The sequence below is a fragment of the Nocardia wallacei genome, from assembly GCF_029869545.1.
Taxonomy (GTDB): Bacteria; Actinomycetota; Actinomycetes; order Mycobacteriales; family Mycobacteriaceae; genus Nocardia; species Nocardia wallacei_A.
Genome location: NZ_JARWQD010000342.1, coordinates 37647 through 63093, shown reverse-complemented (window position 1 = coordinate 63093; position 25447 = coordinate 37647). Strand labels below are relative to the sequence as shown.

Annotated in this window: 6 protein-coding genes; 2 read left to right on the top strand and 4 right to left on the bottom strand. The window is 71.4% G+C overall.

Annotation, left to right across the window (positions count from 1 at the left end; translation table 11 throughout):
- Nucleotides 1-100: 100 nt before the first annotated feature.
- Both QH290_RS31130 and QH290_RS31125 read left to right on the top strand, forming a co-directional pair.
- On the top strand, nt 101-739 hold the full coding sequence (locus tag QH290_RS31130; RefSeq protein ID WP_280386792.1) for a TetR/AcrR family transcriptional regulator: 639 nt from the start codon (nt 101-103) through the stop codon (nt 737-739).
- Nucleotides 723-2264, top strand: a complete 1542-nt coding sequence (locus QH290_RS31125) for a sulfatase family protein (protein ID WP_280386790.1) — start codon at nt 723-725, stop codon at nt 2262-2264. The genes QH290_RS31130 and QH290_RS31125 overlap by 17 nt, the downstream gene beginning before the upstream one ends.
- Here QH290_RS31125 and QH290_RS31120 read toward each other — a convergent pair.
- From QH290_RS31120 to QH290_RS31105, 4 genes are read right to left on the bottom strand one after another with little or no spacing between them, the layout of a single operon-like run.
- Entirely contained in the window at nt 2236-9789 is a 7554-nt protein-coding gene (locus tag QH290_RS31120; RefSeq protein ID WP_280386789.1) for a non-ribosomal peptide synthetase, read from the bottom strand. The two genes, QH290_RS31125 and QH290_RS31120, sit on opposite strands and share 29 nt — an antisense overlap.
- On the bottom strand, nt 9786-20297 hold the full coding sequence (locus QH290_RS31115; RefSeq protein ID WP_280386787.1) for a non-ribosomal peptide synthetase: 10512 nt from the start codon (nt 20295-20297) through the stop codon (nt 9786-9788). The genes QH290_RS31120 and QH290_RS31115 overlap by 4 nt, the downstream gene beginning before the upstream one ends.
- A complete protein-coding gene (locus QH290_RS31110; RefSeq protein ID WP_280386785.1) occupies nt 20284-21144 on the bottom strand; it encodes a 3-hydroxyacyl-CoA dehydrogenase family protein in 861 nt (286 codons plus the stop codon). Before QH290_RS31110 ends, QH290_RS31115 begins: the two co-directional genes overlap by 14 nt.
- Complete coding sequence (locus QH290_RS31105; protein WP_280386783.1) at nt 21141-25445, bottom strand: condensation domain-containing protein; 4305 nt, start codon at nt 25443-25445, stop codon at nt 21141-21143. The genes QH290_RS31110 and QH290_RS31105 overlap by 4 nt, the downstream gene beginning before the upstream one ends.
- Nucleotides 25446-25447: the final 2 nt, after the last annotated feature.

Below are 25447 nucleotides of genomic sequence, written 5' to 3'. Positions count from 1 at the left end.
ATTCAATACCCATGGGAATCGAATACCTGGCGGTTTTCAATACCCGTGGGTATTGTGGCGGCATGACCGAAACGTGCCGTCGCGCCGCCGGGTGTGTTTCGTGACGGAGCCGATTCCACGCGTTCCGCGCGACGAGGTGCGCCGCAGGTTGCTCGACGCGGCGGCGGAGGTTTTCGCCGAACGTGGCTACCAGGCCGCCCGGCTGGACGAGATCGCGTATGCGGCGGGGTTCACCAAGGGCGCGGTGTACTCCAATTTCGCGAACAAGCACGCGCTGCTCGCCGAGGTGATCGAGCAGCGTGCCCGCGCCCGGATGGCGCTGGGCGCCGTCGAGGTCCGGGCCCGGAACCGGCCCGAGCGGGCGCTCGACGATCTCGCCGAGATGCTCGCGCGCGGAATTGTGGAGCAGGGCACGTGGACTCGGCTGCTCACCGAGCTCGCCCAGCAGGCCGCCCGTGATCCCGAGGTTCGCGCGGTGTACGCCGGGGTGCGGCGGGCGCTGCGCGAGGAATGGGCCGCGGCGCTGACCGGGGCCTGTGCCGAGCTGGGTATCGAGCTGACCGTGCCCGCCGAACAGCTGGCACTGACGCTGCAGTCGCTGCGGCTCGGGCTCGCGCTCGAACACGGCACCGATCCCGACCGGGTCGACCAGGCCGCCATCGCGGCGGTGTTCGCCAGCACGCTACGCGGAGCGATCCGCCGCCCTACCTCGAAGGTGTCTCATGCCCGCACCCGCTGACCGACCGTCGTCCGCACCGCACACCCGGGGGCCGAGTCGCAGGCAGATCCTGTCGATGATGGGCGCGGCCCCGCTGGTCGTCCCCGCCCTCGGCGCGCTGAGTTCGGCTCCCGCGGCGGCCGCACGGGGTGACCGGCCGAACATCCTGGTCATCATGACCGATCAGGAACGCGCCGATGTCGTTGTGCCCGAGGGGTTCTCGCTACCGGCGCGGGTCAGGCTGGAGGCGGGCGGGGTGCGTTTCGCCATGCATCACACGCCGACGGCGCCGTGCACCCCGGCTCGGTCGACCTTCTTCACCGGGCTGCAGGCGCCGGTGAGCGGGATGACCGACAACGTCAGCGGCAACGACCTCATGGGGCAACTGCTCGCGCACCTGCACGCCTCGAGTCCCAACCTCGACACCGCTGTTCCGACGCTGGGCACCCTGCTGCGGCAGTCCGGCTACCGCACCGCCTACATCGGCAAGTGGCACCTGTCCGATCCGGTGCCTGCGGCCCCGAACGCGTTGTCGGACTACGGATTCGACGAAGCCTACGACATCCTCTCCGGTGGCGGACCCAACGAAGGATCGCAGGAGGATCCCGGTGTCGTCACCCACGCCACCGATTGGCTGACCCGCAATGCCGCCGGTGGTGCACCGTGGTTGTGTGTGGTCAGCATGGTGAACCCGCACGACATGATGTACTGCCCGCGCTTCTACCGCCTCGAGGACGTCCCCGACTACGGCGCCGATATCCCGCCGAACTTCGAATCCGACCTGTCCACCAAGCCCCGGGTGCAGACGGCGTGGCGCGCGATGAACGAGATGATCGGCGGGCACATGCCGGGCGAGGTCGGTTCGCCACTCGCACAACGGCAATGGCGGCAGTGGGGCAACTGGTACCTCGAATTGCTGCGCCGCACAGACGAGTTGACCGGCAGAGTTCTCGACGCCCTCGACCGCAGCGGCGCCGCGGACGACACCGTCGTGGTGAAGGTCGCCGATCACGGCGAACTCGGCGGCGCCCACGGCCTGCGGCAGAAGGGCGCGATGATCTATCGCGAGAACAACCGCGTACCCCTGATCATCGCCGACCCGCGCAATCCCAGCGGTCACGGCCGCACGGTCACCGCCTTGACCAGCCACATCGATATCGCCCCGACCGTCGCCGCCCTCGCGGGCGCCGCCCTGCCCGGGGCGCTGCCGGGTCACGACCTGAGCCCACTGCTGACCGACTCTCGGCGCACCGTCCGCGACGCCCTGCTGCTCACCTCCGACGCCAAGACCAGCAGCGGTCAGGCGCCGGGCGTCAATTACTGTCTGCGCGGAGCCATCACACCCCGCTACAGCTTCGCCCGCTACAGCACCCCCGAGGCCATCGACGGACCCCGCACCGCGTTCGAATACGAACTCTACGACCGCGACAACGACCCGCTCGAGCTGCACAACCTGGCATACAACGGCGGCGCGGCCGCACTGGTCGGCGACCTGAACTCCCTCGTCGATACCCTGATCACCGATGAACTCGGAGGGCCTGGGTGACGTCCTGGATCGGTGTGTCGGGGTCGGCGCACATCGCCTGCGCGGCCGCGATCGTCGCGGCGACAAGGGATTCGATGGTTGAACGGTCGAAAAGCTCTGTCGCGTAGACTATTTCGCCGGTGATTCCGGAACACTCCCCGTCGGGGCGGTGTTGTTCCCGCAGGTTCGCCAGGAGGTCGAACGGGGTTCGGCGCACCGCCACCGGTCGTGGCCGGATCGTCAGACCGTCCGGGGCCGGGGCATCGGATCCGCGCAGGTAGGTCACCATCACCTGGAACAGTGGGTGGTGTGTGCGGGAGCGCTGCGGGTTCAGCATCTCGACGAGACGGTCGAAGGGGAACTCCTTGTGCTCGTAGGCGCCGAGGAGGCGTTCGCGAACCCGGTGGGCCAGTCGGCGATAGGTCGGTCGTCCCGCCAGTACGAGGCGGACGATCGCCGTATCGACCACACATCCGACCACGTCCTGCAGCCGGTCCGAGTCGCGTCCGCTCAGCGCGACGCCGATGGGCAGGTCCGTCCCCGCACCCCGATCGTGCAGGGCCACGGCGAGCGCGGTGTGCACGAGCATGTAGGTGCTCACCCCGCAGTCGGCGGCGGTCCGGGCGAGCGCGCGGTGGAGATCGGGGTCGAGGCGAACGGGCACCGTCGCCGCCGCATTCGAGCGCCGCTCGGCGCGGGGGCGGTCGACGGGCAGCACCGGCTGCCGCGGCATGCCGTCGAGTACGGTGCGCCAGTATCTTTCCTGCCGGTCGAGCAGGGGAGCCGGGGCCGCACTCGAACCCAGCAGGCGCTGCAACCACAGCGCGTAGTCAGCGAATTGTGTAGCGGGAGTGGGCCATTGCGGCGACCGGCCGAGGGATCGGGCACGGTAGGCGGTGACGAGATCGCGCTGGAGGATGCCCACGGATTCGCCGTCGGCAGCGACGTGATGGACGACGCCGAACAGGACATGGTGTGCGCCGCCCAAGCGGTACAGGCGAATTCGCACCGGCGGCTGCGTCATCAGATCGAATCCCCGCAGCATCTCCGAGGCCATCGCCCGATCCGCCTCCCCGAGATCCGCCGCGTCGATGATGCGGAAATCCGGCCGTGCCGACTCGATCGGCAGGATCCGCTGCTCCGGCCCGTCGGCGCCGTACGGCAGCACGGTCCGCAGGATCTCGTGCCGGGCGACGACATCGGTGACCGCCGCTGCCACCGCCGCCGCATCCAGCGGTCCGCGGATGTCGAGCGCGGTCGCGATCAGGTAGTCGGGCTGGTGCCCGCCGAGATAGTTCACGGTCCACAACCGCTGCTGCGCGGGTGCGAGCGGGATCGCGCCGGTGCGGGGTTCGATCGTGAAATCCGGGCGGGCGTCGACCGGCTCGTGCGCGCGCCGGTCGAGTGCCTGCTCGAGGGTCACGACGGTCGGCGCCTCGAACAGGTCGCGCAGCGTGACCGGGACGCCGAGCGAGGATCGCAGCGCGGCCACCACCCGGATGGCCGACAGCGAGTTGCCGCCGTGCGCGAAGAAGTCGTCGGTACTGCCGAGGGTCCGGCCGCCGAGCGCCTCCGCGAATGCCGCCGCGATGATCTGCTGACGCGGCGTCCGGACGGGCGTGTGCGTGCCGTCGGGCGGGGGCGGGAGTGCGTCCAGATCGACCTTGCCCGTGCCGGTCAGTGGCATCCGGTCGATCCGCACGACCACCGACGGCACGAGGTAGGCGGGCAGGCTCGCGGCGAGCCGGGTGCGCAGTGCCGCGGTGTCGATCTCGCCGCGGCCGACGACGTGCGCGACCAGCGACTGCCCGCTCCCGTTGCGTCGTGTCGTGACGACCGCCGCGGTGATGTCGTCCGCGCGGCGAATCGCCGCCTCGACCTCCCCGGGCTCGATGCGGAAGCCGTTCACCTTCACCTGCCGGTCGGTGCGGCCGAGGAAGTGCAGCAGACCGTCCGCGTCCCAGCGGCCCAGATCGCCCGTGCGATACATGCGGGCACCGGGCGGGCCGTACGGGTCGGCGACGAAACGCGCCGCGGTCGCGGCCGGGGCCCGGTGATAGCCGTTGGTGAGTCCCGCACCGGACAGATGGATCTCCCCGGGGACACCGACCGGCACCGGGCGCAGCGCCGCATCGAGCACCGCGATGCGGGTGTTGTCGGCGGGCCGCCCGATGGGGACGGGCCGTTCGGGCGAGGCGTCGGCCGGAATCGAGTAGGTGGTGGCGAATCCGGTGGTCTCGACGGGTCCGTAGAGGTTGCGCAGCGTCGGCCGGTGCTCGCCCCGGCGCACGGCCGCGACGGCCCGTGGCGAGAGCACGTCTCCGGCGACGGCGAGTTCCGGCAGCCGGGCGAGTTCCTCCGGGGCCTGTTCGGCCAGGACGTGAAACAGGCCCGCCGACAACAGCATCGACGTGACGCGTCCGGCGCGGAGCACCCGGGTGTAGTCGTGGAGATCGAGCACGCCGGGCCTCGCGATCACGGCGGTGCGCCCGGTCAGCAGGGGCAGCCACAGCTCGTACACCACCATGTCCCAGGTGTGCGGGAGATGCATCAGCACGCGTTCGTGCCCGTCGCCGTGGCCGACGCGATCACGTGCCCGCGCAACGATATTGCGGTGGGTCACCTCGACGCCCTTGGGGGCTCCGGTCGATCCCGACGTGAACATGAGTGTGGCGACGGCGTCGGGGGCGACGGTGATATCGAGGTCGCCGTCGTCGGCGAGCGCCGCGTCCGCGCCGGACAGGTCGTCGAGCACCACGTCGGTTCCGGTGAACCGCAACAGCTTACGTCTGTGCGCGGGCGGATGGCGGTCGCTGAGCGGCACGCAGATCGCCCCCAGCTTGTAGACGGCGAGAAAGGCCACCACGAGATCGACCGAGCGGGGCAGCGCGATACCGACGGGCACTCGAGGGCCGACGCCGCGAGTCCGCAGCCACCGCGCCACTCTGTTGGCCCGGGCATTGACCTCGGCGTAGCCGAGTTCGGCGCCGTCGCACCAGAGCGCGATACGCCGTGGATGCTGCCGGGCGATCTTCTCGAAACCGCCTGCGATGCTGTCGTTTTCGATCTCCGTGTGAACACCGCGCCCGGCGGCCAGTAGCGGCGCGGGGTCGAACAGGTGCATGCGGCCGATCGGCGCGGGGTGTGGGGCGGCGAGCGCCTCGCAGGCGGACAGGATCCTCGACCGGAGTTCACCGGCGTCGGCGAGACCGGCGATGCGGCCGGGCTGCAGGCCGATCCGGAAGGTCAGCTCCCCGTCGCCCGGGACGACCACCACGGTCAGCGGATAGTGTGTACTGCCACGGACTTCCACGGAGGCGACCGAGAAGTCCGCCTCGGGGTCGGCGTGGAGCGGGAAGTTCTCGAAGACGAGCGAAGTATCGAAGAGGTCGGACTGCCCTGCTGCGGTGAGGATCTCGGGCAGTCCGAGGTGGTCGTGCTCCATCAGTACCGCGCGCCCGGCCTGGATCCGGGCGGCCAGATCGAGCCCGGTCTCGGTGGGCGACAGGCGCACCCGCAGCGGCACGGTGTTCATGAGCAGCCCGACGATCCCGGCCGTCTCCGTGCCGCCGGTGCGGCCGGAGACGGTGATGCCGAAGACGACCTCGCCGCTGCCGGTCAGATTCGACAGCACCAGCGCCCACATCGCCTGCATCAACGAGTTGATCGTCAGGCCGCGTTCGGCGGCACGTTCGCGCAGGGCGGCCACCAGGGCACCCGGCAGGCGGAACGCGTGGTCCTCCGGATGCCGCCACCGCTCGCGGTCCGCCCGCGCCGCCTTGCTCGGCTCGGCGCCCGCGAGCGCGTGCGCCCACACCCGGCGGGCGGCATCGGTATCCCGGGCCGCGGACCACTCGAGGAACCTGTGAAACGGTACGGGAGGCGGTAATTCGCCGCCTCGATAGCCGACTGCCAGCTCACGCAGCAGGATTCCCACCGACCAGCCGTCGAGCAGGGCGTGATGATGGGTCAGGACCAGTACGGCGCCGCGAATCCCGGTGTGCAGCAGCGTGGTCCTGAGCAGTGGCGGCGTGGTGGGGTCGATCAGGGCGTCCTCCTGGCGGACCCGGTCGGCAACGTCCGCCTGCTCCTCGGGGGTCGATGCGGTGAGATCTAGGACACGCCAGGGCAATTCGATGTCCTGACGGATCTCGTACCGCGGCTGCCCACCGTCGTCGACGACGAACGCCCCGATCAGATGCGGATGTCGCGCGAGGACCGATCGCAGCGCATCACGCAGTCGGTCGGTGTCGAGCGGGCCGTCCAGGGTGAACGTGAACTGGACGATGTAGGGGCCGCCGCCTTCGCCTCCGTCGTAGAGGGAGTGGAACAGCAGGCCGGACTGCAGGGGTGTCGCGGGGAGAGATCGCCCGCCGCCGATATCCGGTGCGGAGTATGGGAGATCGGAGGCGGCGGGCCGTGTTTCGGCCGTCCGGGCGAGCGCGCGCACGGTCTGCTGTTCGAAGACGTCGCGGGGAGTGATCGCCAGTCCGGCCGCCCGCGCGAGATCCGCCAGCCGGATGGCCAGGATGCTGTCACCGCCGGAGGCGAAGAAGCCGTCGTCGATGCCGATGCCCTCGTGCCCCAGGACCTCGGTGAACAGGGTGTGCAGCCGGGTCTCGACGGCGGTGCGCGGTGCGGCGGTGGCGGTCCGCGCGGCGCCGTGGGTGGCGAGCAGGCGTAACCGCCGCTCGTCTATCTTGCCACTGGACGTCATCGGAAGGCTGTCGACGGCGACGATCGCGGCCGGAATCGCGTGGGCCGGAAGCAGATCGGTGAGACCGCCGCGGGCGTCGTCGACGTCGACCCCGTCACCGGTGACGAAGGCGACGATCCGCCGATCGCCGGGGCGGTGCTCGACGGTAAGGACCGCCGCCGCACGGACCGCCGGTAGCTCGCACAGCGCGGCCTCCACCTCGCCGGGCTCGATCCGGAAGCCCCGCACCTTCACCTGCCGGTCCGCCCGGCCGAGATAGTCCAGCGTGCCAGTGGCCGACCACCGTGCCACGTCCCCGCTGCGGTACATGACGGTGCCCGGCGCGCCGAAAGGATCGGCGACGAAACGTCCCGCGGTGAGGCTCGGTCGCCGCAGATATCCTTGGGCGACACCGGGTCCCGAGACATACAGTTCGCCCGGGATCCCTGGCGGGCACGGACGCAGCGCGGCATCGAGCACATACACCGACAGATCGGGTATCGGGGTGCCGATATCCGTGGCCGGGGAATCCGGCGCCAGGGCCGTTCCGGTGGTGAACACCGTCGTCTCGGTGATGCCGTACATGTTGGTCAGCCGCGTCAGCTCCGGAGCGCGCCGGGACCACCAGGCCGCCAGGCGCCACGGCTCCACCGGCTCGCCGCCGAATATCACCTGGCGCAGTGCCAGCCGCTCACCCGCGGCGGGTCGGCGGTCCAGGGCGTCGACGAGCATCCCGAAGGCGGACGGGGTCTGATTCAGGACCGTAACCCGGTGTTCCACAAGGAGGTTCAGGAACTCGTCCGGTGCGCGCGCCACGGCCGCGTCGACGACGACGAGGGTGCCGCCGTGGCACAGGGCTCCCCAGATCTCCCACACGGAGAAGTCGAAGGCGAGGGAGTGGAACAGCGTCCACACGTCGGCGGGACCGAAGCCGAAGCGGGGTCGCGTCGAGGTGAGCAGGCGAACGACATTCGCATGCGTGACTACCACGCCCTTGGGCGCGCCCGTCGTCCCGGAGGTATGGATGACGTAGGCGGGGTGATGCGCGGCCGGGCGTGTCACGACACGGGCCGGTGCGCTCGTCGGGTCACCGATGCGCAGGACGGGCGTGGCCGACATCGATTCCGGCAGTGTGACTTCGGAGTCGGTGACGATGAGGACGGGGTCGGTGTCCGCGACGATCGCCCGCAGGCGCTGCTCCGGATAGCCCGGATCGAGCGGCACGTAGGCGGCGCCGGACTTCACCGCGGCGACAACGGCGACCACCAGATCCAGCGTGCGCGGCAGCGCGAGCGCCACGAAATCCCCCGGCCCCGCCCCGCACCCGGCGATGCGTTCGGCCAAACGCTCGGCACGCGAACTCAACTCGGCATAGGTGAGCGACTCCGTGCCGCAGACGACAGCGGTGGCATCGCCGTGCGCGGCGGCGGTGCGATCGAACCACTCGGCGAGAGTGCCCGTGGCGGTGCCGGTCCGGTCGGCGTGGTCGGCTCGGTCGGCGAGAGGGTTTGCCGCGGAGGCGATGCCGATCGGCGCTGCGGGAGTGGCCGTCTCGATCCGGAGGCGCCCGATCGGGAGGTCGTCCGCGGCGGCCGCGAGGGCGGCGAGGGTGGTGGTGAGGCGGTGGTGGTGTGCGGCGAGATCGGTTTCGGTGTATCGGAGGGTGCTGGATTCGAGGACCAGGGTGAGGACGGGGTCGCCGTTGTCGTAGACGCCGATCGTCAGGCCGTCCGACCGCCCGGCCGAAAGGTGGCGCAGCACGGCGGATTCGGTGCCGAAGCGGAGATCCTTCTGCATCGGGAGCACGTTGACCGTGGGACCGGCGATTCCGCCCCCGCCGTCACCCGCCCGCAGATCGGCGAGCATATCGGCCTGCTGATACCGCTGGTGGCGCAGGACGATCAGGGATTCCGCGCGCACGGCACGAACGAGTTCGCCGACCGAGGCCGCCGGGTCGACGGCGATGCGCAGCGGGACGATATTGGCCGTCACACCGAGCGCGGTGCGGGAGCGCTTCGCGGGCACGGCCAGGCCCAGCGTGACCGTGCGTGCTCCCGAATCGGCGTGCAGCAGTACCGCGATCGCGGCGAACACCCACACCGGCCATGCGGTGCCCGACGCCTCCGCCCGGGCCCTGACGGCCCGCCAGGCCGATTCGCCGAGCACTCCGGCCTGCCTGAGGAACCGCGGTTCGCCTGTGGCCGCCGCGATCCCGGCGAACAGCGGTGCGTCGACCGGCCCCGCGACGGCGAGGCGCTCGGACCAGAACTCCCGATCGTCGGCGAACCGGGTGGAGGAGCGGTAGCGAATGTCCTCGGCGACCAGGGCTTCCACCCGGTCGAAGACCGACTCCACCACCGGCTGCCCGGTCACGAGCGCGGTGTAGGTGTCGGCCACCCGCTTGACCATGGCGGCCGCGGCCGCGCCGTCGAGCACCGCATGATGCGAGCGGACGAACCATGCGGTGCCCTCGTCGCCGAGGTCGATCAGATGGTGTTCGAACAGCGGGGCGCGGCGCAGGTCGAACGGGCGGTCGAGGGTCGCGTACATGAACCGCACCGCCGCTTCTCGCGGAGCGTCGGCCGCGCGAAAGCTGGTGCGGTGCAACGGCCAATCGGCGACCTCCTCCAGAATCTGTTCGACCCGGCCGTCGCCGTCGGTGTCGAATCGCACCCGCAGCGTCTCGGCTCCGGCCGTCACGATGCGCAGCGCCCGCTCGAACGCGGCCTCGTCGACCGCGCCCGCGATGTGGACGTAGCCGCCGATGACGAACCGCCGCCCGGTGTCGTCGAGGTGCTGTGCCGCCCAGACGTGCTGCTGCGCCCTGGTCAGGGGCCACCGGGAGGTCATCGCAGCGCCTCGAGGACGGCCTGCGGGTCGCGCGTCAGCGCGGCGAGCAGATCACGCAGCTCGTCACCGATCGCGGCCACCTCCGCCTCGTCGAAGACATCACGGAGATAACCGAATCGGATGGTGAGCGCGTCGCCCGGGGCGACGGTGAGCGTCAGCGGATAGTGCGCGGCGTCGTACAGTTCGACGACGCTGCCGGTGACCCCGTCGAGGGCGGCCGCCGCCGCGGTGAGATGTTCGATCTCGATCGGATAGGACTCGTACACCAGCGCGGTGTCGAACAGCATGTCCCGCTGCCCGGCCGCGGCGTGGATCTCGGTCAGGCCGAGAGGGTGGTGCTCGATCAGCGCCGCCTGCTCGGCCTGTACCGTGCGCAGGAGCGCGGCCGCGGTCAGGTCCGGAGCGAGGCGCACGCGCACCGGCACCGTGTTGATGCACAGTCCGACAATCGATTCCACGCCGGGCAGCGCGGCCGGGCGGCCGGAAACCGTCGCGCCGAATATCACGTCGTCACGGCCGAGCCTGCGCCCCAGCAGGATTGCCCACGCGGTCTGCAACACGGTGTTGACCGTGACGTCGAGTCCGGTGGCGGTGGCGCCGAGCGCGGCGGTGGCGTCCGGTTCGAGCGCCCACCGGTATTCGGCCACCGCCGTCCTGCTCGCGTGGGCGGGTGCCGACGGCGCCACCCGGGTCGGGGAGGATACGCCGTCGAGCGCGCGCCGCCAGGCCGCGGCGGATGCCGTCGTGTCTCGGGAGCTGTGCCACGCGAGGTACGAGCGGAACGAACCCTCGGGAGGCGGTAGCGGTTCGCCGGAGGCATAGAGCGTCATGAGGTCTCGCAGCACCAGCGGTACCGACCAGCCGTCGAGCAGAATGTGGTGATAGGTCGCGATCAGCGCCTGCCGGTCGTCGGCCGTGCGGACCAGGGTGAACCGCATCAGCGGGGGCCTGGCGGGATCGAATCGGCGAACCCGTTCCGCGGCAGCGAGTTCCGACAGCATGGTGTCGCGTCTGCGTTCGAGCCGCAGATCCACCTCGCGCCACGGGAGTTCGACGTGTTCCGGAACCACCTGCCGGGGTGTGCCGGTGCCGTCGGCGGCGAAGGCCGCGCGCAGGGTGGGGTGCCGCCGCAGGAGTTCGGTTGCCGCCCAGCGCAGCCGGTCGCGATCGACCGACCCGTGGATGCGCAGGACCGCCTGCACGCTGTAGACGTCGACGCTCTGGTCGACATCCGGCGGCCCGGCCAGTACGGCGTGGAAATACAGCCCCGGCTGCAGCGGAGCCAGCGGCAGCACGTCGGCGATCGGGCCGTGGTCGCGCTCCCACCGGGCGATATCGCCGGTGCTCACCCGGACCAGCGGGAAGTCCGAGGGGGTGTGCCCGCCCGCTCGCGGGTCGCGGGCGTGGGCGGCGAACGCCTCGAGCGCGGTCACCCAGAGTTCCGACAGCTCCGACACATCGGCGGCATCGAGAAGTGTTCGCGGGTAAGCGAATCCGGCGCGCAGCCGAGACCCGGTGACGATGGCGTTGATATCGATCGCGGCGGCCGCGGGGAGACCGGGGTCGACGGCAGCGGCGGGAGCCGACAGCAACTCGGCGCCGCGATCGTCGACGCGGCCGAGATAGTTGAATCCGACCTGGCCGGGCATCGGTCCCGGCAGCAGGTCCGCGGTGTCGGGGTTGAGATAGCGCAGCAGGCCGTAGCCGATCCCGTGGTCGGGCAGGGCGCGCAGCTGTTCCTTGACCGTCTTGAGCACGGTTCCGGTAGCGTCGGCTCCCGCCAGTGCCGCCTCGAGGTCGATATCGGTGAGATCCAGCCGGACCGGGTACAGGGAGGTGCACCAGCCGACCGTGCGCGACAGGTCGGCGCCCGGCACGGTCTGCTCCTCGCGACCGTGCCCCTCCAGCCGGAGCAGGGATACCGGTGTGGCCTGCCCGCGCCGGGCTCGCCAGGTCGCGAGTGCGACGGCCAGGGCGGCGACGAGGATCTCGTCGACCCCGGCGTGGAACAGCGCGGGCACGGTCCGCACGAGCGCCGCGGTGACGGTCTCGTCCACGAGGACGTCCACCGTCGCGACGCACGAGGCGACATCGACGGCCGGATCGAGCGGCCGCGACCCGAGCAACGGGTCCGGCGTGGCGCAAATGCGTTGCCACAGGCCGAGTTCGGCGAGCCGGTCGGGACCGTGCGCCGCATCGACCAGGGCGTGCGCCCACCGTCGCATCGATGTGCCGGGCGCGTCCCACTGCGGTGCGGTGCCGTTCGCCGCGGCCCCGAGGGCCGTGAGGAGGTCGGGGACGAGGATGCGCCACGACACCCCGTCCACCGCGATGTGGTGTACGCAGATGATCAGGCTGCCGGGCGCGTCACGCGGGACCAGCCGGACGAAGCGCACCACGGCGCCGGTGGCCGGATCGAGGCTGTCCAGCGCGGCGTCGAGTTCCCTCGCGGCGGCGGCCTCCAGGGTGTCGCCGTCCTCGATATCGCAGCGGCGCAACACATCCGCCGCAGCGACGGAGCCGGGCGGTGCGGTCTCGAGCAGCCATTCGCCGGTGCCGTCGCGGAGCAAGCGGCTGCGCAGCATGTCGTGCCGGTCGACGATCGCGAGGACGGCCGCGGCGACGACATCGTGGTCGATATCGGCGGGCAGCTCCACGGTCAGTGTCTGATGGACGCGCCGGAAGGGGCCGCCGCGTTCGACGAGCCAGCGCACGGCGGGCGGCAGCGGCATGTCGCCGACGCCGCCACCGGGCAGCTCGGTCAGTGCCGGTACCGCGCCATCGGGGTCGGATGTCCTTGCAGCCGCGGCTATTGCGGCCACGGTGCGGTGCTCGAACACGTCCCTCGGCGTGAGGTGCAGACCCCTGGCCCGGGCCCGGGAGGCGAGCTGGATCGAGGTGATGCTGTCCCCGCCGAGCGTGAAGAAGGAATCGTCCACGCCCGGCCGGTCGATACCGAGCACCTCCGCGAACACCTCGGCCACCGCCTGTTCGGCCGGGGTGCGCGGAGCCTGCGCGGACCGCGGCCGGACGACCGGATCGGGCAGCGCGCCCCGGTCCAGCTTGCCGTTCGCGGTGCGTGGGAGCGCATCGACGGTCATGAGGACGGCGGGGCGCATGTACGACGGAACCCGCTGCGCGACATGGTCTTCCAGCAGCACCGGGTCGATGGTGTGATCCGGCGCGGGGGCCACGTAGGCGACCAGCCGGGACACCGGACCGTCGGCCCGGACCACCACGGCGGCCTGCGCCACCGCGTCGTGTTCGAGCAGCGCGGCCTCGATCTCGCCCGGCTCGATGCGGTATCCGCGCACCTTCACCTGGTCGTCGCCGCGGCCTCGATATTCGAGGTGGCCGTCGTCGTTCCAGCGTGCCAGGTCGCCGGTGCGGTACAGGACCGTTCCGGGGGTGCCGAACGGGTCGGCGACATATCGCGACGCGGTCGTGGCCGGTCGTGCGTGATAGCCGCGGGCGATCTGGTGCCCGGCGAGATAGATCTCACCGACCGCGCCCACCGGGACCGGGCGCAGCCGCGAATCCAGCACGCGGACAGCCGTTCCCGGCAGGCCGCGGCCGACGATGCTGGCCCGTGCCGTGCGCACCAGCTCGCGGTCCATCGCCGAGTACGTGGCGTGCACGGTGGCCTCGGTGATGCCGTAGAGATTGGCGATCCGGGTCGGCGCCGCCGGGTGGGCGTCGTACCATCCGCGCAGCCGCCGCAGATCGAGGGCCTCGCCGCCCAGCACGATATGGCGCAGGGCGGCAGCGGGCGCGTCGGCGGGCAGCGTGTAGAACGCCGACGGTGTCTGGCTGAGCACCGTAATCCGTTCCCGCTCCAGCAGTTCGGCGAATTCGGTCGGCGAGCGCGTCAGCTCCGGGTCCACGAGGACGAGCGTCCCGCCGGACGAGAGCGCACCCCACATCTCCCAGACCGAGAAGTCGAAGGCGGGGGAGTGGAACATCGTCCACACGTCGGTGTGGTCGGTGTCCACCAGGGTCCGGGTGGCTTCGAGCATCGCGACGACGTTGCGGTGCGTCACGCAGACGCCCTTGGGCCGTCCCGTCGAGCCGGAGGTGTACAGCACGTAGGCGACATTGTCCGGTCGTGGCGGCGTGGGGAGGGTCTCGGCGGATACCGGTGGCTCATCGCTGCCCGCGGCGGGCGGATTCGCCGAGAGATCACCTGTGTCATCGAGGATCAGGCATGGTGGGGTGGCGGACGGTAGCGCGGAACGATCGGCGTGCGTCGTGATCACGCAGGCCGGATCCGTCTCGGCGAGAACGAATTCCAGGCGCCGTGTCGGATTGCTCACGTCGATCGGCACGTACCCCGCGCCGGATCGCAGCACTCCGAGGACTGCGATGATCAGCTCCACCGATCGCGAAACCGCAACGGCCACCAGGGATTCGGGTCCGACTCCGCGGGCGGCCAGGGCGCGCGAAAGCGTCACGGACGCTCGATCCAGCTCGCGGTAGGTCATCGACCGCGATCCGTGCCGAACGGCGACGGCATCCGGCCGTGCGTCGGCCTGCGCCCGGAACCGGTCGATGAGGGTGGTGTCGGGCAGCGGGGCGCCCGGGCGCTGCCAGCGCTCCAGCACCAGGCTTCGTTCCTCGGCGCCGAGCGGATCGATCTCGCCCACCGGGGCGTCCGGATCCGCGGCGAGCGCCCGCAGCACCCGCACCAGACGCTCGCCGAGCCGGTCCACGGCCGCCTGGCCCAGCAGGTCAGGGCGACGGCTCGCGAGGATGTGCAACCGATCGGTCTGGCGGACGGTCAAGGTGAGCGCGTAGTGCGTGGCCTCCCGCGACCGCAGCCCGGAGATGGCCAGACCCACGCTCACGGTGGCGTCCTCGCGTAACCGCGGCACATCGAACGGGTACGACTCGATCACCAGCAGCGTGTCGAACAGGCCGCGCTCGCCGCCGTCGATGCCCGAGACGATATCCGGCAGGCCCAGATGGTGATGCGTGGTCAGCTCGAATTGTTCGCGCTGCACGCGGCGCAGCAGCGTCCGCACTGTTTCGCCGGGCGCCATCCGGACCCGGACCGGGACGGTGTTGATGAACAACCCGACCATGGCCTCGACACCCGCCAGGTCGGCGGGCCGCCCCGAGACGGTCGTTCCGAAGACGACGTCCGTGCGATCGGTCATGCGTGCCAGCAGGATTGCCCATCCCGCTTGCAGCAGGGTTCCCATCGTCACCTCGAGGTCGGCGGCGAGACGGGAAAGCCGTTGTGTCCCAACCTCGTCCAGGACGATCTCGTGTTCCACCGGCAGGACGGACGGCGCCCCCGGCGGTGCGTCGACCGCCAGCAGCGTGGGCTCCGCGACGCCGGACAGCGCCTTCGTCCATGCCGCGAGCGACGCCGAGTTGTCCCGCCGGGCAAGCCATTCCACATAGTGCCGATAGGGCCGGGAGGGCTCGACCTCGAAACCCGCGTAGTCGGCGACGATTTCGCGCAGCAGCAGCGGTATCGACCAGCCGTCGAGCAGCAGATGGTGGTAGGTCACCACCAATCGGGTGCGGGCGGCGCCGGTGCGGACCAGCAGGAACCGCAGCAGCGGTGGATGTTCGAGATCGAACGGCGTCGTGCGCTCGGTATCCAGGACATGATCGAGTTCACCATCGGGCGCAGCGGTCAGGTCGAGGTCCCGCCACGGGAGTGCCACGTCGGCGGTGACGATCTGAATGGGTGTCCCGGCCTCGGTGACCGCGAATGCGGTGCGCAGGTTGGGATGTCGCGCGAGCACGGCCGCGGCGGCCGCGCGCAGCTTTCCGGCGTCTATCGCCCCGTCCAGGGTCAGTACCAGCTGCACCGTGTAGACGTCCACCGCACCGGGATCGAACAGGGCGTGGAACATCATCCCGGCCTGCAGCGGCGCGACCGGCCACACCTCGGCCAGCGCCGGGAATCGCCGTTCGCACGCGTCGATATCGGCCTGGGTGAGGGCGGCGAGCGGGAAATCGGACGGGGTGTGCCCGCCGCGCGTCCGCGGATCGCGCACATGCCGGGCGACGGCGGTCAGCGCCTCGCGCCACAACTGGATCAGCTCCGCACCGGCCGCCTCGGTGAACAGCGTGCGCGCGTAGCCGATGCTGGTCTGCAGCCGGTTGCCGAGCACGATGGAATCGACCTCGACGGCGCCGAGCGCGCCGCGCCGCGCATCCGGCCGGATCGGCAGCATGCCGTGTTCGGGGGAGGGCAGCCAGCCGATTCCGGCCAGCTCCTCCGGGATATCGATGCCGGTGATGTGCCCGAAATAGTTGAACGAGATCTCGCCTGGCTCCTCGCGCGGCAGCGCCGCGGCGGTCTCCTCGTTCAGGTACCGGAGCAGGCCGTAGCCGAACCCGTTGTGCGGCACGGACCGCAGTTGTTCCTTGACGGCCTTGAGGGCGATGCCGACGGCGGGCCCGCCCGCGAAGGCGTCGTCGAGGTCCACGCCGGTCGGCTCGAGCCGCGCCGGGACGATCGAGGTGAACCAGCCGACCGTGCGGGACAGGTCGGCGCCCGGCACCGCGTCCTGCTCGCGGCCGTGACCTTCGAGCCGCATCAGCACCGACCGTTCGCCGTCGCCGCGCCGCGACCGCCACCGGGCGACCGCGAGGACGAGCGCCGTCAGCAGCGCATCAGCCACGCGTGCCCCGTAGCGGTCGGGGACGGCGGTGAGCAGCGCGGCGGTGTCGCGCTCGTCGAGTTCGACGGTGGTGTGCGCCATTTCGGGCGCGAGATCCAGGCGCGGGTCGAACCGCCGGTCCCCGAACGAGGGCGCCGGTCCGTCCACGATCCGTTGCCAGACAGGCAGTTCCGCGACCCGGGCGGGCTGCCGCGCGGTGTCGGTCAGCGCATGCGCCCATGCCCGCATCGATGTGCCGATTCCGGGCAGCCGCGGTGTGCTGCCCGCCGCGACGGCCGCCCACGCGGAGACGAAGTCGGGCAACAGGATTCGCCACGAGACCCCGTCGACGGCGATGTGGTGCGCGGCGATGACGAGCAGACCGGCCGACGGGCGCTGCCGCGGGGTGAGCCAGACGAACCGCAGGACCGCGCCGGTCGCCGGGTCGATCCGGTCGACGGCGGCATTGAGCCGGTCGGTGGCGAATGCCGTCAGCTCGGCGCCGTCGAGGTCGTCGTGGACGACGTGGTCGATCAGGGAGTCGACGTCGACGCTGCCGGGCGGGGAGACCGTCAGCCGCCATTCGCCGGTGTCGTCCCGGTGGAGCCGGGATCGCAGCATATCGTGGTGGTCGACGACCGCGGAGATGGTGGAAACCATGGCGGCCCGGTCGATTCCGGCCGGGAGTTCGAGCGTGATCGACTGGCAGAAGCGGTCGAAGTTGCCGCCCCGCTCGACCAGGAACCGGATCACCGGCGTGAGGGGCAGCTCCCCGACACCACCGCCGGGCGGCTCGTCGAGGCGCGGCGCATCGTCCCCGTCCGCGGTATCGGCGATGGCGGCCAGGCGTGCGACGGTGCGATGCTCGTACACCTCCTGTGCCGTCACCACCACACCGCGAGCGCGGGCCCGTGACACCAGCAGGATCGACATGATGCTGTCGCCGCCGAGCGCGAAGAACGACTCGTCGACGCCGACGGTGTCGCGGCCCAGCACCTCGGCGAAGACGGCGGCCAGCGCGCGCTCGGTGTCGGTGCGCGGCGCACGGAAGGGCGCCGGTTCGAAGACGGGTTCGGGCAAGGCTTTTCGGTCGATCTTGCCGGAACGGTTCACCGGCAGCTCGGCGAGAGGGACGATCGGTGAGGGCACCAGGTGCCGCGGCAGCACCTCGCGCAGCCGCTGCTCCAGCGCCGCCGGATCGATGCGGTGGCCCGCGGCGGCCGTGACGTAGGCGACCAGTCGATCGCCCGCCACTCCGTCCCCGGGCCGCACGACGGCCACGGCCTGCCCGACGGACTCCTGCGCGGCGAGGACCGCCTCGACCTCGCCGAGTTCGATCCGGATGCCCCGCAGCTTCACCTGAAAATCGCTGCGGCCGAGGAACTCCAGCTCCCGCCGGGCATTCACGCGCACGATATCGCCGGTGCGGTAGAGCCTGTCTCCCGCGGCGCCGAACGGGTCGGCGACGAACCGCACGGCCGTGAGCCCGGGCCGGTCGACATATCCGCGGGCGAGGGCGGCTCCGCCGAGATACAGCTCGCCGGGTGCCCCGGTGGGCGCGGGGCGCAGGCAGTGGTCCAGGACGTAGGCCCGGGCGCCCTGCGAGGGTGTGCCGATCGGGATCGTGTCGATGGAGAATCCCTGGGCCGCACCGTTTCCGCCGGAGACTTGCCGGGCGGCCCGCATCTCGTGCCGGGTGACGGCGACGGTCGCCTCCGTCGGGCCGTAGAGGTTGTCGTGGCGGGCATCGGGGGCGAGGGCGGGCAACTGTGCGGCGAGGGCCGGTGTCAGCGCCTCCCCGGCGACCAGGACCCGGCGAACCGTCGCCGCCAGCGGTTCCGCCGCCGCCCGCCGATGCGCGGCGAGCGTCGTGGGCGTGTATTGCACCGTGGTGACCCCATATTCGGCGATCAGGTGCGCGAGTTCGGCGGGATCGCGGTCCGTGCCGGACGCGTCGACCACCACACGGGCACCGGAGACGAAGGGCCACAGCACTTCCCAGGACGAGACATCGAACGACAGCGCGGTCTTGCGCAGCACGGCGTCGGTCTCGTCCAGCGCGTGGATGTGCTGTATCCACGTGAGGTGTGTGCAGAGGGCGCCGTGCGTGACGCCGACCCCCTTGGGCCGTCCGGTGGATCCGGAGGTGAACAGCACGTACGCCAGGTTTCCGGGGCGCAGCGGCGCCAGGCGCTCGGTATCGGTGACCGCGTCGCCCGACTCGCCGGACAGGTCGAGTTCGTCGACGTGGATCACGGGCGTGCCCGGCGGCGGGTCGAATTCGTCGCGCCGGGTGGTGAGTACGCACACCGGGCGGGCGACGGCGAGCAGATAGGCATGCCGATCGCGGGGATGGGCGGGGTCCAGCGGCAGATAGGCGCCACCGGCCGCCAGCACCGCGTGCACCGCCACGATCTGCTCGGGCGAGGAGCCCATCGCCACGGCCACCACCTGATCCGGACCAGCGCCCAGACGAACCAGCCTGCGCGCCAACCGATTCGACGCACCGAACAGCTCCGCATAGGATGTCCGGTCCCCGGAACCGCAGAGCGCAACAGCATCGGGCGTCCGGGCAGCCTGCCGGGCAAGCAGCGCCGCCACGGTCTTCGGCGAAGTGCCGGTAGGCAGTTCGCTCGGTCGGATCGGCTCGGGGTGTGGTCCCTCGAGGTGGGAGAGGTCTTCGGGGCCGGTGAGATCGATGCGGGCGATGGGGGCGCGTGGCGCGTGGGCGAGGCGGTCCAGGAGGCGGGTTATGCGGTCGCGGTGGGTTCGCTGGTGTGGTCCGGCGACCGCGATGCGCCAGCCGGGGGCGGTGTCGTCGACGCAGATCGTCACGCCGCCGCCGGTTCCGAACGCCGCGCTCGGGCCCGGGTCGCCCGGCCGGAGCATCCCCGCACCGGGGAGCATCCGCACCGCGAGCGGCCATTGTCCGCGCACCGGTGCGTCGAGCCACGGATCATCGATGTCGGGGATGAAGCGGTGCCGTCGCGCCCGCCGCAACTGCAGTCCCACGCGCTTGGTGAGCGCGTCGAACGTGGCGTGCGGCGGCACCGAAATACGCAGGGGCACGGTGCTGTGCGAGTCGCCGACGGCAACGACGAGATCACCGGTCATGGCCGTGCGCGACGCATAGACGGCGACCGCGGCGACCACGACCGCCGCCGCGCCTCCACCCCCGGCCCGCGCGATCCTGGTGAGCGCGGGACCCGCCACCACCTCGGACCACAAGCCCCCACCCGCCTCGTCGGCGAGGGCGGTCAGCGATACCGGCCGATCCATGTCGGCCAGTGACTGTTCCCAGTGAGTGCGGTCGGCGGCCCAGGCGCCCGACTCGCGGTATCGCCGTTCGACTTCCAGTCGATCCGCCGTGGCACCGAAGGGTGCGGCGGTGGGCGGATCCGAGCGGGCGCCGTCGAGTATCTCGCGGACCCTGGCGACGATCGACAGCATGCCGGGTTCGTCGTTGATCAGCCGATGGTAGCGCTGGAACCAGCCGACCCGGCCGTCGGCGAAGGCGACCACGACGTGCCGATACAGCGGCCCCCGGCCGAGATCGGTGGTGCGCGAACGCTCCTCGGCGAGCAGGGCGGGCACGAACCGTGCCGGATCGTCGTCGGCCTCGAGCACCTCGGCCGGAGCCGTCGCGGTCTCGAATACCCGCACGGCACTGTCGGTGCCGCGAAATGTGCTGCGCAGCACGGGACATTCGCCTATGACGGTGTCGACGGCCACCGCGAGCGCGTCCGCGCGCACCGAGCCGTCCCATTCGAGATACAGGTCGACCCAGCGATCGCCGGACGCCAGCGCCGCGCGTTGCGCATCGGTGGGTGCCCATCCGCCGGGGGTCTCGGTCGTCGCCGCACCGATGGTCGTCTCACCGATAGTCATGGAATCCCCGTCCGGTCTTGCGGCCGTGATGTCCGGCGTCGACGAGCGCCGCGAGCGCGGGCGGCACCCGATAGTGCGGCTCTGCGGTCTCGTGCCGCAGCACCTCGAGGGTGTCGGCCACGTTGTCCAGCCCGATCAGATCGGCCGTGCGCAGCGGGCCCATCCGATGCCCGAGGCACTGTTCGAACAGGGCGTCCACGGTCGCGGCGTCCGTGCCGGTGTCGAGCGTGGCGGCGGCCTCCGCGATGCACAGCATCAGCACGCGGTTCAGCACGAACCCGGGCCGATCGCCGACCACGATCGCCTCCTTGCCCAGCGCCCCGACCAGATCCGTGGCACGCGCCAGGGACTGCGGCGCGGTCTGCGCGCCACGCACCACCTCGACGGCGGTCGTCAGCGGCGCCGGGTTCATGAAATGCAGGCCGAGCACGCGATCCGGCCGTTCGGTGGCGGCGGCCAGGCGTGCGATGGGGATGGCGGAGGTGCACGACGCGAGGACGGTGTGGGCGGGGCAGTGCCGGTCCAGCTCGCCGAACAGGGTCTCCTTCAGCGCGATCCGCTCGGTCGCGCATTCGATGACGAAGTCGGCCCCGTCCAGCTCGCCGATCTTCGCCACCCACCGCACGCGCTCGGCGGCACCGGCCGCGGTCGCGCGATCGACATGCCCCAGCAGCAGCGCCAATCGCACCGCCTCGCGGAGGTCGCGGCGCGATCGCTCGGCGGCCTCCGGATCCGGTTCGACGATCTCGACCCGAAATCCGGCCTGCGCCAGGCACTGTGCGATACCGGTGCCCATGGTCCCTGCCCCGATCACCGCTACGAGGCCGTCGGCCTGGCTCGCTGTCACTGGGTTACCTCCGCTTCCGTCAGGCAGTGCAGGGCGATATCCGGCACCGGTTCGCCGGGCGTGCGCGCCAGGCCGTGCAGCAGCCGGACCAGATCGCCGAGCATCTCCCGCGCCGTCGTCTCATCGAAAAGGTCACTGGCATAGGTCAATTCGGCGACCGTCTCGCCGTCGCGGGTCAGGTCGAGCGCCAGCTCGGCGCCGTCGGGCGCGGCGTGGTAGCGGACCGCCCGCGCACCGGTGGCCTCCGCCGGGGCCGCCAGCGCGGCCGCCGTCCGTGCCAGCAGTTCGGTAGCGTCGGGCTCGTCGGCGAGGTCGATGCGGGCGGCGCCCGCGGCGAGTCCCACCTCGACCGCATCGGACCCCGAGTACCAGGCCAGCAGCGCGACCCAGGCGCCGAGCAGCGCCGCGTCGGTGGTCTCCGTCGGCACGCTCTCGCGGACCGAACCCATCGTGTACCGCGCGACACCGTCCGGCCGCGGACGATCCGTGGGAATATCCGGTGCCGCAGCGGGTTCCGGCGCCGACGCGCCCGCGACGAGGAGTTCGTCGATCGGACGGTCCGGTTCCGACCCGACCAGATCCGCGAGGATCTCGAGGTAGGCGGTGGCGAATCCGGCGGCCGTGCGCCGGGTGAACAGCTCGGTGCTGAACTCGAAGCAGGCCAGCATGTCCCGGCCGTCGCTGCGGTCGTAGGTGATCAGGCTGAGGTCGAATTTGGCCGTCCCGGCGGGCAATCCGCCGAAGGCGTTCTGGATGGAGTGCTCCAGGTCGAAGAACTCCGCCTCGTCGTCGCCGAGGGGATTGCCGGTACCGGGGATCTCCTGATGGACGTACAGGACGTCGAACAGCGGGGTCCGCGACATATCGCGTTGATCACCGAGCGCGTGGACGACCCGTTCGAAGGGGATCTCCTGATTCTCCAACGCCCCCAGCACGATGGCGCGCACCCGCTCGAGCAGCTCGGCCACCGTGGCGGGCCCGGACAGGTTGGCGCGCAGCGCGACCGTGCTGTTGAAGAATCCGATGAGCCCCTCGAGTTCGCGGCGGGTGCGGCCGGTGGTCGGCGTGCCGATGACGATGTCGCGCTGCCCGCTGCGCCGCGCGAGCAGCAGGTACAGACCGGCCAGCAGCACGACGAACAGCGACACCGACTCCCGCTTCGCGACCGCGCGGGACCGCGCGAGGAGGTCGGCCGGTACCGTGAACGGCGCCAGATCGCCGACGAACGTCTTGCGCGGCGGCCGCGGAAAGTCGGTGGGCAGCTGCAGTTTCGGCGCATCGCGCAGCGCGTGGATCCAGTACTCGAGCTCGTGATCGAGGGCTCCGGACGCGATCAGGTCGCGGTGCCAGCGCGCGTAGTCGCGGTAGCGCACCGGCAGCGGTTCGAGCGCGGCGTCGCGGCCCTCCTGCCGCGCAGCGTACAGCAGGGGTATCTCGCGGGCGAGGATGCCCGGTGTGGCACCGTCGGTGACGCAGTGATGGCAGGTCACCTGGAGCACGTGCATCTCGGGCGACAGCGTCACCAGCAGCACCCGGACCAGCGGATCCCGGGCCAGATCGAACGGCACCAGGGCGGCCCGTGCGATCAGCTCCCGGGCCGCGGCGACGGGGTCGGCCGTGCCGGAAACATCGGCGACGCGGAAGAATTCGCCCAGCGACGGCCGGATCCGGACGGCCGGTTGCCCGTCGCTCTCGACGAGGTTGTACCGCAGCGGTTCGTGGCGCTCGGCGAAGTCCTCGAAGGTGCCCCGGACCGCGGGGACGTCGACCGGCCCGCGCAGCACGTTGACCACCGGATAGTTGTAGAGGGTCGTGTCCGGAACGAGCTGGTGGTGGAACCACATGCGCTCCTGACCCGAGGACATGACCAGCTCGTCGGTCCGCGTGATCGGCGGGAGCGACGGCTCCGGCGCGGTGGGGACGGCCCGCTCGCGCAGCAGCGCGGCGAAATCGGCGACGACCGGACGCTCGTAGACGTCGAGCAGCTTGGGCCGGAAGCCGTAGGCCTCGGCGACCCGTTCGACCAGCTGCACGGCGATGATCGAATTGCCGCCGAGGTCGAAATAGTCGTCGTCCGGGCCGATTTCGGCGTCGGAGTGCAGCAGTTCGCGCAGGATCGCGCGCAGCCACTGCGCCGGATCCGCGGTGGTGTCCGGCACGGAGCGCGGCGCCGGGACCGCGGCGGGCGCGGGCACAGCCGTGGGGAGCTCGACCCAGCATCGCGAGCCGTGCAGCGGATGTCCCGGCAGGCGCACCCGGCGGCCCTCGTCGGCATCGACCGCGGCCCAGTCCAGGTCGAGCCCGCTCTCGTAGAGGCGGCCGAGAATGCCGAGCGGGCCGCCCGAATCCGTTGCGCCGAAAAGTATCTCCGCGTCCGGGTGGTCGGCGAGGTCCTCGGCGAGGAAGCGTCCGAGCATGCCGTCCGAGGCGGGGTCGACGAACACGACCGGGCCGTCGCGCAGCAGCGTGTGCGCCGCGGCCAGCAGCCGATCCCGATCGACGGTGGGCGTCGCCGCGGCGGAGTCGAGTTCGCCGGGGTCGACAGGGGCCGTGGATCCGAGCAGATACCGGGCCGCGAACTTCGATGCCCCGCCGCTCAGGATCGCCTCGAACCCGATTCCGCAGGCGCGCAAGCGATTATGGGCCGCGATCTGGCCCGCCAGCACCGCGGCGACGGCTCCGGTCGCGGGCAGTGCCTCGGGCAGCGGCGTGGAGTCGATCCCGGCCGGTGCCGCACCGGGGGACAGCAGCAGCGCCACCCGCGGCGGGACCGGCCGCTCGCTGTCGAAATCGGGGGCGTCCCCGTACTTCTCCAGCCGGTCGGCGAGATCACCGGTGTGCGTGGCGCAGACGGCCACCCGATACCCGAAATGCGTACGTCCCCTGCCCAGCGTGAAGGCGACATCCGCGAGCGCGGGGGAGTCCGCGCGCAGCGTGTCGGCCAGCCGGTGGCAGAGTTCCGCGAGTGCTGCCGGTGTCCGGGCCGACACACCGACCAGCCGGTGCCCGGCCCGATGCGCCAGCACCGGCTCGTCCGGAGCCTGCTGGACGACACAGTGCGCGTTCGCGCCGCCGAGGCTGTACGAGCTGACGCCCGCCAGCCGCGGCCCGTCCCCGCCCACCCACGGCCGCGGCCGGGTGACCACCTCGATCCCGGCTGCGGCGAGGTCGAGATCGCCGGTGGGCCGGTCGAAGTGCAGCGAGGGATACAGGCTCCCCTCGGCGACGCTCAGCGTGGCCTTGACCAGCCCGGCGACGCCCGCGGCATGATCGAGATGCCCGATATTGGTCTTGACCGATCCGATCGGCAGCGGCCGCGACCGCCCGCCGAACGCCGTGCGCAGGCCCTCGATCTCGACGGCATCGCCCAGCCGGGTCGCGGAGCCGTGGGCCTCGAGATATCCGGCGTCGGCGGGATCGGCGGCGGCGGTGCGCCAGGCCTTCGCGATCACGCGGGCCTGGGCGGCGGCGCTGGGGGTGCTGATGGTCGCCGAGGAGTGCCCGTTGTGCAGGACCGCGCTGCCCCGGATCACGGCATACACGGGCGCGCGATCGGCGCGGGCCCGGGCGAGCGTGGTCAGCAGCAGGGCGGCGCCGCCCTCGCCCGGCACCGTGCCGTCGGCGTCGGCATCGAACGCGCGGCACTGCCCGCTGGGGGAGGCGATCTCCGTCATGGTCCGTGCGGTCCATTCCGGAGAGCCACCGGCGCGCACGCTGACACCGCCCGCGAGCGCGTAATCGGCATCACCGCTGCGCAATTCGCGACAGGCATGGTGCACCGCGATGAGGGAGGCGTTACAGCCGCTGTCGATCGCGTAGCACGGCCCGGTCAGGCCCAGCAGATGCGCGATGCGGGCGGTGGTGGCGAAGGGCAGATTGCCGAGCATGGCCAGGGGGCCGGGATCGACCGCCATAGCGTGATAGGTCGGCATCGGGGCGCTGAACACCACCGCGGTCGTGGCCTCGCGCAGTGTGGCCGGTGCGTATCCGGCGTCCTCGATCGCCGTGTGCGCCAGCTCGAGTGCGATGCGCTGCTGCGGATCCATCAGCGACGCTTCGCGTTTGGACAGCTCGAAGAAGGCGTAGTCGAAGGTGTGGATATCGGTGAGGTGCCCCATGGGCAGGTAGCCCAGGGTGCGGTCCAGGGCGGTCGCCTCTGCGCGGGACTCCGGCATCGGGCCGATCGAGTCCCGGCCCGCCGCGAGATTCGCGCGGAACTCGCCGAGGTTCGACGCGTCCGGAAAGCGAACGCCGATACCGACGATCGCGATGTCCTCGTTTCTTACGGTCTCCACGATCATCC